The sequence below is a fragment of the Pseudomonas asplenii genome (genome assembly GCF_900105475.1).
GTDB classification, from domain to species: domain Bacteria; phylum Pseudomonadota; class Gammaproteobacteria; order Pseudomonadales; family Pseudomonadaceae; genus Aquipseudomonas; species Aquipseudomonas asplenii.
This window is the reverse complement of the sequence record NZ_LT629777.1, coordinates 4,968,783-4,981,112: the sequence shown is the minus strand read 5'-3', so window position 1 is coordinate 4,981,112 and position 12,330 is coordinate 4,968,783. Positions and strand designations below refer to the sequence as shown.

The 12,330-nt window shown below is 62.3% G+C and carries 9 protein-coding genes; 3 read left to right on the top strand and 6 right to left on the bottom strand.

Annotated features, from left to right (window positions below):
- Positions 1–33 precede the first annotated feature (33 nt).
- On the bottom strand, positions 34–528 hold the full coding sequence (locus BLU37_RS22005) for a DUF934 domain-containing protein (protein ID WP_010445732.1): 495 nt from the start codon (positions 526–528) through the stop codon (positions 34–36).
- Positions 512–2,170: a nitrite/sulfite reductase gene (locus tag BLU37_RS22000; protein ID WP_010445733.1), complete on the bottom strand. Its 1,659-nt coding sequence runs from the start codon at positions 2,168–2,170 to the stop codon at positions 512–514. Before BLU37_RS22000 ends, BLU37_RS22005 begins: the two co-directional genes overlap by 17 nt.
- Before the next feature lie 587 nt (positions 2,171–2,757).
- On the opposite strand from BLU37_RS22000, the gene BLU37_RS21995 reads away from it, so the two are divergent.
- Positions 2,758–3,831, top strand: a complete 1,074-nt coding sequence (locus tag BLU37_RS21995) for an ABC transporter substrate-binding protein (RefSeq protein ID WP_090208870.1) — start codon at positions 2,758–2,760, stop codon at positions 3,829–3,831.
- A 7-nt stretch (positions 3,832–3,838) separates the two neighbouring features.
- On the opposite strand, the gene BLU37_RS21990 is transcribed toward BLU37_RS21995, so the two are convergent.
- Together BLU37_RS21990 and metH are read right to left on the bottom strand one after the other, a co-directional pair.
- On the bottom strand, positions 3,839–4,057 hold the full coding sequence (locus BLU37_RS21990; protein WP_010445736.1) for a DUF2970 domain-containing protein: 219 nt from the start codon (positions 4,055–4,057) through the stop codon (positions 3,839–3,841).
- A gap of 43 nt (positions 4,058–4,100) precedes the next feature.
- Complete coding sequence (metH, locus tag BLU37_RS21985) at positions 4,101–7,811, bottom strand: methionine synthase (RefSeq protein WP_090208866.1); 3,711 nt, start codon at positions 7,809–7,811, stop codon at positions 4,101–4,103.
- A 153-nt stretch (positions 7,812–7,964) separates the two neighbouring features.
- Here metH and BLU37_RS21980 point away from each other — a divergent pair, with 153 nt between their 5' ends.
- Together BLU37_RS21980 and nfuA are read left to right on the top strand one after the other, a co-directional pair.
- Positions 7,965–10,256: a fatty acid cis/trans isomerase gene (locus BLU37_RS21980; protein WP_010445738.1), complete on the top strand. Its 2,292-nt coding sequence runs from the start codon at positions 7,965–7,967 to the stop codon at positions 10,254–10,256.
- A 105-nt stretch (positions 10,257–10,361) separates the two neighbouring features.
- Entirely contained in the window at positions 10,362–10,946 is a 585-nt protein-coding gene (nfuA, locus tag BLU37_RS21975) for a Fe-S biogenesis protein NfuA (protein WP_010445739.1), read from the top strand.
- 151 nt (positions 10,947–11,097) lie between these two features.
- Here the strand turns inward: nfuA and BLU37_RS21970 are convergent, their stop codons facing one another.
- Together BLU37_RS21970 and cobM are read right to left on the bottom strand one after the other, a co-directional pair.
- The gene (locus BLU37_RS21970) at positions 11,098–11,517 is read right to left on the bottom strand and encodes an NUDIX hydrolase (protein WP_090208863.1); all 420 of its coding nucleotides are present in this window, start codon (positions 11,515–11,517) and stop codon (positions 11,098–11,100) included.
- A 19-nt stretch (positions 11,518–11,536) separates the two neighbouring features.
- Complete coding sequence (gene cobM / locus BLU37_RS21965) at positions 11,537–12,283, bottom strand: precorrin-4 C(11)-methyltransferase (protein ID WP_090208860.1); 747 nt, start codon at positions 12,281–12,283, stop codon at positions 11,537–11,539.
- Positions 12,284–12,330 lie beyond the last annotated feature (47 nt).

Sequence of the window (12,330 nt, the reverse complement as noted above, 5' to 3'; positions counted from 1 at the left end):
ACGGCCCGGGCGATCTGCCCGGGCCGTGGCATCTCAGCGGCGACGGAACAGCGGCAGCGGTTCGTCGGTGGCGGCCTGGTAGGTCACCGAGAAGTCCTTGAGGCTTTCCAGGGCTTCGTAGGGGTCCTTGTCCGCCCGCAGGGCATAGGCATCGAAACCGCAGCGATGCAGGTAGAACAGTTGGTCGCGCAGCACGTCGCCGATCGCCCGCAGTTCACCCTTGTAGCCGTAGCGGTCGCGCAGCAGGCGGGCGTTGGAGTAGTTGCGGCCGTCGGTGAAGGCCGGGAAGTTCAGCGCAATGACCTGGAAGTGGTGCACGTCATTGCCGATTTCCTCGGCTTCCTCGTCTGCGTCCAGCCACACACCCAGGCCGCCATCGCGGGCCTTGAGGGCATGGCCGTGGTCGCGCCAGAGCGCCAGTGGGACGATCAGATCGTCACAGTTGGTGATGCCGTCGAGGGTCGCGTCCTTGGGCAGCAGGTGCCAGGTCTCGTCGACGACCTCGTTGTTCTTAATGATTCGCTGCATAGACGCGTTCCTTGAAGAGGTCGATGCCGATACGTTGGTAGGTATCGATGAAGCGTTCGTCTTCGGTACGTTGTTCGACGTACACATTGATCAGCTTGGAGATCACGTCGGGCATGTCGTCCTGGGCGAAGGACGGGCCGAGGATCTTGCCCAGGCTCGCATCACGGCTGGCGCTGCCACCGAGGGAGACCTGATAGAACTCTTCGCCTTTCTTGTCCACCCCGAGAATGCCGATGTGGCCGACGTGGTGGTGACCACAGGCGTTCATGCAGCCGGAGATGTTCAGGTCCAGCTCGCCGATGTCGAAGAGGTAGTCCAGGTCGTCGAAACGGCGCTGGATGGCTTCGGCGATCGGGATCGACTTGGCGTTGGCCAGGGAGCAGAAGTCGCCACCCGGGCAGCAGATGATGTCGGTGAGCAGGCCGATGTTCGGCGTGGCGAAACCGTTTTCACGCAACTCGCCCCACAGTTCGAACAGACGGCTCTGCTCGACGTCGGCGAGAATGATGTTCTGCTCGTGGGAGGTGCGCAGTTGGCCGAAGCTGTAGCGGTCGGCCAGGTCGGAGATCGCGTCGAACTGCTTGTCGGTGACATCGCCCGGCGCAATGCCGGTCGGTTTGAGCGACAGGGTCACGGCCACATAACCCGGTTTCTTGTGCGCGAGGGTGTTGCGCACGCGCCAGCGGGCAAAGCCCGGATGCTGCTGGTCCAGTGCGGCCAGTTCGGCGCTCTGGTCGTCGAGAGTCTTGTAGTCGGGACCGACGAAGTGCTTGGCGATGCGCTGCACTTCGGCTTCGGTCAGGGTGGTCTGGCCGCCACGCAGATGGACCATTTCGGCCTCGACCTTCTCGGCGAAGACTTCCGGGGTCAGGGCCTTGACCAGAATCTTGATCCGCGCCTTGTACTTGTTGTCACGACGGCCATAGCGGTTGTAGACACGCAGGATGGCGTCGAGGTAGCTCAACAGGTCCTGCCATGGCAGGAACTCGTTGATGAAGGCACCGACCACCGGGGTACGGCCCAGGCCGCCACCGACCAGGACGCGGAAGCCCAGCTCGCCGGCAGCGTTGCGTACCGCTTCCAGGCCGATGTCGTGGACTTCGATGGCCGCACGGTCGGAGCTCGAACCGTTGATGGCGATCTTGAACTTGCGCGGCAGATAGGCGAATTCGGGGTGGAAGGTGGTCCACTGGCGGACGATCTCGCACCAGGGGCGCGGGTCGATCAGCTCGTCGGCGGCGACACCGGCAAACTGGTCGGTGGTGACGTTGCGCAGGCAGTTGCCGCTGGTCTGGATCGCATGCATCTGCACGGTGGCGAGTTCCGCGAGGATGTCCGGAACGTCTTCCAGCGCCGGCCAGTTGAACTGCACGTTCTGCCGGGTGCTGATGTGGGCATAACCCTTGTCATAGTCGCGGGCGATCTTGGCCATCATCCGCGTCTGGCGCGACGTCAGTTGGCCGTAGGGCACGGCAACCCGCAGCATCGGCGCGAAACGCTGGATGTAGAGGCCATTTTGCAGGCGCAGTGGGCGGAACTCTTCTTCGCTCAGTTCGCCCGCCAGATAGCGTCGGGTCTGATCGCGGAACTGCTTGACGCGGTCCTCGATGATTCGCTGATCGTACTCGTCGTATACGTACATATTGATCCTGTTTTCAGGCTTTTATAGGTCTGTCGAGGGCAAGGCTCTCTCGCCAGACCTGAACAATTCCGCGCGCACGGCCGCGCACTCCCCCGGGGAGCCGACGCAAGATAGCAGTTTGCGGTTATATGCAAAAATGATGTTTTTGAATATGAACATAACTAAAATCGATATGTGCGACGTGGATGCAAAGACCTTGGTTGTGGTGGGGGCAATTGTGGTCTTAACTGTCGATGAGTCTTTAGCAATCACCGACAAAATCTACAAGAGGCGATTCGATGAGCAACCCAACCAAGACGCGCAAAAGCGACAGTGCAGTCGATGCCTGGGCCATCCTGTTCCTGATCATCCTGGTGGTGGGCACGGCTGTCTTCTGGGTCAGTCATAAATAAGACAGCGGCTGGCGTGCCGACACCGTCTCGCCCAGGCGCGGATCTGTCCGTGCCGGGAAGGGTGTGCCCGGTCGGGCGTTGCGCTGGCAGCAAGCGCGGGCTGCCAGCGGAGTTGTTGGATAAATTCGCTGATCCTGCGCGAGATGCGGGTACTTTGCTTGTATGATACGCCGCTATTTTTCGGGGCGCGGTGACATGTTGAAGACTCTCTGCGAGGGCTTGTTGATCCTGAGCCTGCCGTTCTGGGCCATGGCCCAGGCCACCACGCTGGTGTTCCTCAATCCTGGCCACGCCACGGAACCCTTCTGGCGTAGTTACAGCCAGCTCATGCAGGTGGCCGCGCGCAACCTGGGCATGGAGCTGACGGTGCGCTACGGCGAGCGCGACGCGCAAATCACCCTGGCTCAGGCCCATGAGGTCTTGCAGGCGAGTCAACGTCCCGACTACCTGCTCGTGGTCAACGAGGAGGCGGTGGCGCCGCAGATCCTGCGCATGGCCGAGGGGCGCGGGGTCAAGGTGTTCATTGTCAACAACATGCTGACGCTGGAGCAGGGCAAGCGCCTCGTCGATGCTCCGCAGTTGCTGGGCAGTCTGGTGCAGAACGACGAGCAGGGCGGTTATCTGATGCTCAAGGAGCTGGTCCGACAGCGTTTGTTGCAGGCGCCCGGACAGCCCATCGAGCTGCTGGCATTTTCCGGCATGAAGCTCACTCCGGCTTCGCAATTGCGCGAACAGGGCCTGCGCCGCGCCCTGGCAGAGTTTCCCCAGGTACAGTTGCGGCAACTGGTCTATGGCGAGTGGAGTCGCGAGCGTGCCTTCGAGCAAGCCCAGCAGATGATTCGGCATTACCCGAAAGCGTCACTGGTCTGGTCGGCCAACGACGAGATGGCCCTGGGCGCCATGGCGGCGTTCGAGCAGGCGGGTCGCCAGCCGGGACGGGATGTGCTGTTCAGTGCGGTCAACAGTTCACCACAGGCTCTTCGGGCGTTTCTCGACGGACGCCTGAGCGCGCTGGTCACCGGGCATTTCGCCTTGGGGGCTTGGGCGATGGTGCTGCTGCATGACGATGCCCAAGGGGTCGACTTTGCCCGCCATGGTGGCCGCCTGCAACAGATACAGGCGCTGGAGCTGATCGACAAGACCCAGGCCGAAAAACTCCTGAAGTTCAGTTCCGCTGAAGACTACCGCATCGACTTCAAGACCCTGAGCGCCAAGGGCAAGCCGGACAGCTACCGTTACCCGTTCACCCTGAAGACCCTGCTGCCCTGACTCCGCTTCAGACGCCGGCGAACAGCAGCACCAGTTTGACGATGCCGTACAGCGTCAGCCCGAACATCGCGGTGAACAGGATGCCCAGGATCACGAAGTGACTCGGCTTGCCGTGGGTGAAGTCGCGCGCGCGGTTTTTCCCGCTCTGTACGCCGAACGCCGCTGCCATCACGCTGTGCAGCATCTGCCAGAAGGTCGGAGGTTTGTTGTCGAGCGGATCGTCCATAAAGCCCTCCACACAGGTCTGTGTGTGGAGAGCATAGACAATTTCAGTTGTCGTAGCCGAGGTTTGGCGCCAGCCAGCGTTCGCTGACACTCAGGTCCTGGCCCTTGCGTGCGGTGTAGCTTTGCACCTGATCCTTGTCGACCTTGCCCACGGCGAAATACTGCGCCTGCGGATGGGCGAAGTACCAGCCGCTGACCGCCGCTGCCGGGAACATCGCATAGTGCTCGGTGAGGAACACGCCGCTGCGACCGGCCTGGCCTTCACGGGCTTCGGGGTCCAGCAGGCTGAACAGCGTCGACTTCTCGGTGTGGTCCGGGCAGGCCGGATAACCGGGGGCAGGGCGGATGCCGCTGTACTGCTCCTTGATCAGCGCCTCGTTGTCCAGTTGTTCATCCCGGGCGTAACCCCAGTGCTCCTTGCGCACCTGCTGGTGCAGCCATTCGGCACAGGCTTCGGCCAGTCGGTCGGCGAGGGCCTTGACCATGATCGAATTGTAGTCGTCGCCCTTGTCCTGATAGGCCTTGGCGACTTCCTCGGCGCCGATGCCGGCGGTGGTGATGAACCCACCGACGTAATCGGTAAGGCCGCTGCCCTGAGGGGCGACGAAGTCGGCCAGGGAGAAGTTCGGCTTGCCGTCGGTCTTGATGATCTGCTGGCGCAGGTGGTGCAGTCTGGCCAATGGCTGGCCGTCGTCGCCATACAGCTGGATGTCGTCGTCCTGCACCTGGTTGGCGGGCCAGAAGCCGAACACTGCGCGGGCACTGATGAGTTTCTCGTCGATCAGCTTGTCGAGCATCTCCCGAGCGTCCTTGTAGAGCGCGGTCGCGGCTTCGCCGACCACTTCGTCTTCAAGAATGCGCGGGAACTTGCCGGCCAGGTCCCAGGAAATGAAGAACGGCGTCCAGTCGATGTACTCGGCCAGGGTCCGCAGGTCGATATTCTCCAGCACCCGGCTGCCCGTGAAGGTCGGCTTGACCGGCTGGTAGGTGCTCCAGTCGAACTGCGGCTTCTTCGCGATCGACGCGGCGTAGCTCAGGCGCTCGGTGCGGGCGCTGCGGTTGGCGGTACGCTCACGGACCTCGACGTATTCATCGCGGGTACGCTGGACGAAACCGGCCTTGAGTTCCTTGGACAGCAGTTGCGTTGCCACCCCGACCGCGCGCGAGGCGTCGGTGACGTAGACCACGGCATCATTGCTGTAGCGCGGCTCGATCTTCACTGCGGTGTGCGCCTTGGAGGTGGTCGCGCCGCCGATCATCAGCGGCAGGTGGAAGTCCTGGCGCTGCATTTCCCGGGCGACGTGGACCATCTCGTCCAGTGACGGGGTGATCAGCCCGGACAGGCCGATGATGTCGCATTTCTCTTCACGGGCCACCTGCAGGATCTTCTCCGCCGGCACCATCACGCCGAGGTCGACGATGTCGTAGCCGTTACAGCCCAGCACCACACCGACGATATTCTTGCCGATGTCGTGGACGTCACCCTTGACCGTGGCCATCAGGATCTTGCCCTTCGCCTCAGGTTTGTCACCTTTCTCCAGTTCGATGAACGGGATCAGGTGGGCCACCGCCTGTTTCATTACCCGGGCGGACTTGACCACCTGGGGCAGGAACATCTTGCCGGCGCCGAACAGGTCGCCGACGATGTTCATGCCGGACATCAGCGGGCCTTCGATCACTTCGATCGGGCGAGCGAACGACTGGCGCGACTCTTCGGTGTCCTCGACGATATGGGTGGTGATGCCCTTGACCAGCGCGTGTTCCAGGCGCTTGTTGACATCCCAGCTACGCCATTCCTCGGTTTCGGCTTCCTTGGTGGCCCCATCGCCCTTGTACTTGTCGGCGATGGCGAGCAGGGCGTCGGTGCCTTCCGGGGTACGGTTGAGGACCACATCCTCGACCGCATCGCGCAGTTCCTGCGGGATCTGGTCGTAGATTTCCAACTGCCCGGCGTTGACGATACCCATGGTCAGGCCGGCGCGGATCGCGTACAGCAGGAACACCGAGTGGATCGCCTCGCGCACCGGGTTGTTGCCACGGAACGAGAACGACACGTTGGACACGCCGCCGCTGCTCAGGGCATAGGGCAGCTCGTCACGGATATAGGCGCAGGCGTTGATGAAGTCGACCGCGTAGTTGTTGTGCTCCTCGATGCCGGTGGCGACCGCGAAGATGTTCGGGTCGAAGATGATGTCTTCCGGTGGAAAACCGACGTCGTTGACCAGAATGTCGTAGGAGCGCTTGCAGATTTCCTTCTTGCGCGCCTCGGTATCGGCCTGGCCGAGCTCGTCGAAGGCCATGACCACCACGGCGGCGCCGTAGCGCTTGCACAGCTTGGCGTGATGAATGAACTGCTCGACGCCTTCCTTCATGCTGATGGAGTTGACGATGCCCTTGCCCTGGATGCACTTGAGGCCGGCCTCGATCACTTCCCACTTGGAGGAGTCGATCATGATCGGTACGCGGGAGATGTCCGGTTCGCTGGCGATCAGGTTGAGGAAGGTGACCATCGCCTTCTTCGAGTCGAGCATGCCCTCGTCCATGTTGATGTCGATCACCTGGGCGCCGGCTTCCACCTGCTGCAGGGCGACTTCGAGGGCTTCGGTGTAGTTTTCCTCACGGATCAGCCGGGCGAACTTGGCGGAACCGGTGATGTTGGTCCGCTCGCCGACGTTGACGAACAACGACTGGCGGTCGATGGTGAACGGCTCCAGGCCGGACAGCCGGCAGGCCTTGGGAATGTCCGGGATGGCCCGCGGCGCATAGGCCGAGACCGCCTTGGCGATGGCCTCGATATGCGCAGGCGTGGTGCCGCAGCAGCCGCCAACGATGTTCAGGAAGCCACTCTGGGCGAATTCCTCGACCACCTTGGCCATTTCTTCCGGCAGTTCGTCGTACTCGCCGAACTCGTTTGGCAGACCGGCGTTGGGGTGTGCAGAGACGTGGGTGCTGGCCTTGTTCGACAGTTCTTCCAGGTAAGGCCGCAGTTCGCTGGCACCCAGTGCGCAGTTGAGGCCGACCGAGATCGGTTTGGCGTGGGCCACGGAGTTCCAGAAGGCTTCGGTGGTCTGGCCCGACAAGGTGCGTCCGGAGGCGTCGGTGATGGTCCCGGAGATCATGATCGGCAGTTCGAAGCCCAACTCTTCGAAGACGCCCTGTACGGCGAAGATCGCCGCCTTGGCGTTGAGGGTGTCGAAGATGGTTTCGATCAGGATCAGGTCCGAGCCGCCTTCGATCAGGCCCTTGGTGGCCTCGGTGTAGTTTTCCACCAGTTCGTCGAAGGTCACGTTGCGGTAGCCGGGGTTGTTCACGTCCGGCGACAGCGAGCAGGTGCGGCTGGTCGGGCCCAGTACGCCGGCCACGAAGCGCGGCCGGTCCGGGGTTTCCAGGGTTTTGGCGTCGGCCACCTGGCGCGCCAGGCGCGCACCTTCCACGTTCAACTCGTAGACCAGCGCCTCCATGCCGTAGTCGGCCTGGGACACCTGAGTGGCGTTGAAGGTGTTGGTTTCGAGAATGTCGGCGCCAGCATCCAGATAGGCTTTCTCGATCGAACCGATCACATCCGGGCGCGTGAGCACCAGCAGGTCATTGTTGCCCTTTATATCGCTCGGCCAGTCGGCGAAACGTTTGCCACGGTAGTCCTCTTCCTCGAGCTTGTAGCTCTGGATCATGGTGCCCATGCCGCCATCAAGAATCAGGATACGTTCTTTGAGGGCCTGCTGAAGAGCGTTGAGGCGAGCACTGCGGTCGGACATGGGACTACCTGAAAGGGCGGATGCAAAAGAGCCAGAATGATAGCAAACCTGTACGCTTTGAGAGCATGCCGGGCTTTTTCATGAATATCGCTCATGTTTAAAGTGTGGCGACCCTGTAGAATCGGCGGGATTTTTACTTTCAGGGTCCGGGACATGTCGTATCGCGTTGTCAGCGCTTTCATGCTGCTATGTTTCAGCAGCATTATTCAGGCGCAGAGCCCGGCCTCAGCCATTTCCTACACCCGTGATATCCAGCCGATCTTCACCGAGAAGTGCGTGGCCTGCCATGCCTGCTACGACTCCGCTTGTCAGCTCAACCTGGGCAGCGCCGAGGGCGCGGCGCGCGGCGCGTCGAAACTTCCGGTGTATGACGGCGACCGCAGCGAGGCGCTCACGCCGACGCGCCTGTACATCGACGCGCAGACGCCGCTGCAGTGGCGGCAGAAGACCTTCTATTCGGTGCTTGATGCCCAGGGCAGCCAGGCCGCGCTGATGGCACGCATGCTGGAACTGGGCCACCGTACGCCCTTGCAGCCCAACGCCAAGCTGCCGGAAGAGATCGTGCTGGGCCTGAACCGGCAGAACATGTGTCCGCTGCCCGAGGAGTTCGACGGCTATGCCGGAGCCCATCCCAGGGAGGGCATGCCGCTGGCGGTCACCGGCCTGACCGATAGCCAGTACCAGACCCTGCGGTCGTGGTTGGCCCAGGGCGCGCCCATGGATGCCCAGCCGTTGGCGCCCACAGCGGGTGAGGCCCAGCAGATCGCCCAGTGGGAGCGTTTGCTCAATATGCCCGGGGCACGGGGAAGCCTGGTGGGTCGCTGGCTGTACGAGCACTGGTTCCTGGCCCACATCTACTTCGACGGTGGCCAATCCGGACACTTCTTCCAGTGGGTGCGTTCGCGTACGCCCAGTGGCCAGCCGATCGACCTGATCAACACCCGGCGTCCCAATGACGATCCTGGCACCCAGGTGTACTACCGCCTGTGGCCGGTGCAGGGGGTGATCGTCCACAAGACCCACATTACCTACGCCCTGAACGCAGCGAAGATGGCCCGCATCAAGACGCTGTTCTACAACGGCAACTGGCAGGTCAGCGCCTTGCCGGGTTATGGCCCGCAGCGCCGGGCCAACCCGTTCGAGACCTTCGAGGCGATTCCGGCGGCGGCGCGCTACCAGTTCATGCTCGACAATGCCGAATATTTCGTCGACACCTTCATTCGTGGACCGGTCTGTCGCGGGCAGATCGCAACCGATGTGATCCGCGATAACTTCTGGGCACTGTTCCAGGCGCCGGAGCATGACCTGTACATCACCGACCCGGTCTATCGCGGCAAGGCCACGCCGCTGTTGGCGATGCCGGGGCAGAACGATGACGTCGGCAGTGTGCTGAGCCTGTGGCTGGCCTATCGGGACAAGCGCAACCAGTACGAGTCGTTGCGTTCCGACGCCTATGCCGCCGTACCGGCGCCCAGTTGGTCGAGTCTGTGGGCCGGCAATGACAATGCCTTGCTGAGCATCTTCCGCCATTTCGACAGCGCCACGGTCACCAAGGGCCTGATCGGCGAAGTCCCGCAAACCCTGTGGCTGTTCGACTACCCGCTGCTGGAGCGCACCTATTATCAGTTGGCGGTGAACTTCGACGTGTTCGGCAATGTTTCGCACCAGGCCCAGACCCGGCTGTACTTCGACCTGATCCGCAACGGTGCCGAGCAGAACTTCCTGCGCCTGATGCCGGCCGACTCCCGTGACGACTACCTGGACGACTGGTACCAGAACAGCGGCAAGCTCAAGATGTGGCTGGACTACGAGCGCATCGACGACAGCACGCCGAGTGCCTTGAAGCTCCATGGCAACGACCCCAAACTCGACTTCGCCAGGCAATTGCTGGCGCGCTATGGCGACCTCAACGCCCATCCGGACCCGATCAATCGCTGTGACGGCGCCTACTGCTCGCGTCCCAATATCGATCCGGCGTTACAGGATGCCGAGCAATCCCTCAGCCGCCTGACTTCGCGTCCGGCAGCGGGGCTCAAGGTGATCGACCAGTTGCCGGAGGCGACGATGCTGCGGGTCGAAACCCGTGACGGCAAGCGCGAGATCTACAGCCTGCTGCGCAACCGTGCCCACAGCAACGTGGCGTTCATGCTCGGCGAGGCCTATCGCTACCAGCCGGGCCTGGACACCGTGACGATCTACCCCGGCGTGCTGACCAGCTACCCGAACTTCATGTTCAACGTGCCGGCCGAGCAGGTGCCGGCGTTCGTCGATGCCATGGAGCAGGTCAAGGACAACGCCGGGTTCGAGCAGATCGTCCAGCGCTGGGGGATTCGCCGCAGTCATCCGCAGTTCTGGTTCTATTTCCACGACCTGACGACCTACCTCAACGAGACCGACCCGGTGAATGCTGGCGTTCTGGACATGAACCGCTACGAGAACCTGTAGGCAGGTTTCGGCGTATGGCTTGGAGTGCTATTCCGACAAAAATACTAGGACTTTGTCCGGCGGCTCGATTTGGCGTAGACTGACAGCAATCTGTGAGGAGATTCCATGAGCGCCATAACCATTACCGATGCCGCCCACGATTATCTGGCGGACCTGCTGTCGAAGCAGAATACTCCAGGGATCGGCATCCGCATCTTCATTACCCAGCCGGGCACCCAGTACGCCGAGACCTGCATCGCCTACTGCAAGCCAGGCGAGGAAAAACCCGAAGACACCGCGCTGGGGCTGAAGAGCTTCACAGCGTGGATCGATTCGTTCAGCGAGGCGTTTCTCGATGACGCGGTGGTCGACTACGCCACCGACCGCATGGGCGGCCAGTTGACCATCAAGGCACCGAACGCCAAGGTACCGATGGTCAACGCCGACAGCCCGATCAACGAACGCATCAACTACTACCTGCAAACCGAGATCAACCCGGGGCTGGCCAGCCACGGCGGCCAGGTCAGCCTGATCGATGTGGTCGAAGACGGCATTGCCGTGCTGCAGTTCGGCGGTGGTTGCCAGGGCTGCGGCCAGGCCGACGTGACCTTGAAGGAAGGCATCGAGCGCACCTTGCTCGAACGTATTCCCGAACTCAAGGGTGTGCGCGACGTGACCGACCATACGCAGAAAGAAAACGCCTACTACTGAGTCCGGTAGCAGGGCGTTCGCTGCCTTGAGTCGCAAAAAACGGTGCCCGTGAGCACCGTTTTTTTATGGGGTGGAGAATTGTGCTGATCGTACCGGCCTCTTCGCGGGCTTGTCGGGACGCCGCACCGCCGCGCAGGGGCCCTCAGACCTGTCACCGATCTCGCAGATAATCGCACAACCGCTCCTGCAGATACGGCACCCCCAGCGGATGCGCCAGGTACTCGGCAATCGGCATCATCTGCCAGTACTGGCCCTCATCGCCAAAGCGGATCGTCGCGATTTCCGCCTCACTCAGTTGCCCCACCAGAAACCATGACTGACTGCCCGGCTGGGTCACGCTGGGATAACGCCGGGCCCATTCGATGCGTTCGGCGTCGATCTGCAGGGAAAATTCCTCGTCCAGCTCCCTCAGCGCACATTCGCTCGGACTTTCCTCGCCCTCCCGTCCGCCGCCGGCAAAATCCCAGTGGCCGGGGTAGGGGATGCTGTCCTTCTGGTCGCGCAGGTAGGTCAGCAACTGGTCGCCGCAGATCAACGCCAGCTTGGCCCCGGAAAATGCCTGTTCGGACATCGGTCGTTCCTCCTTGTGCTCAGGGGCGATACAGGTGGGCATGGCCTGCACGATACAGCGACGATTCGCTGAAGTGATCGCTGGCCAGCACCCGTCCCACCAGTATCAGCGCAGTGCGCCGGAACCCCTTTGCCTCGACCTTGGCCTGGATATCGGCCAGCGTGCCCCGCACCCAGTCCTGGTCGGGCCAGGTGGCGCGGTGAATAACGGCGATAGGGCAGTCGGCGCCATAGTGGGGCAGCAGCTCATCGACGATCTTCGCCAGGTGATTGACCCCCAGGTGAATCGCCAGGGTCGCCTGGTGCCGGGCCAGGTCGCCCAGGGCCTCGCCAGCGGGCATTGCGGTCTTGTCGGCATAACGGGTCAGGATCACGCTCTGGGAGATGTCCGGCAGCGTCAGTTCAACACCGAGCAGGGCGGCGCAGGCCGCAGTGGCGGTGACGCCGGGAACGATCTCATGGGCGATGCCCAATTCGCGCAGATGGCGGATCTGCTCGCCAATCGCGCCGTACAGGGAGGGATCCCCGGAGTGTACCCGGGCGACATCCTGCCCGCGGGCATCGGCCGCCTTGATCAGGTCGATGATCTGTTCCAGGTGCAGTTCGGCGCTGTTGATCACCAGTTCGGCGCAGTGGCCTTCCAGTACCGCCGTGGGTACCAGCGAGCCGGCGTAGATGATGACCGGGCAACTGCGGATCAGGCGCTGGCCCTTGACGGTAATGAGTTCCGGATCGCCGGGGCCGGCACCGATGAAATAGACGGTCATAAGCTTCTCTGAACGGAATGTGCGCGGTCGTACTTGCCGGCTACTCG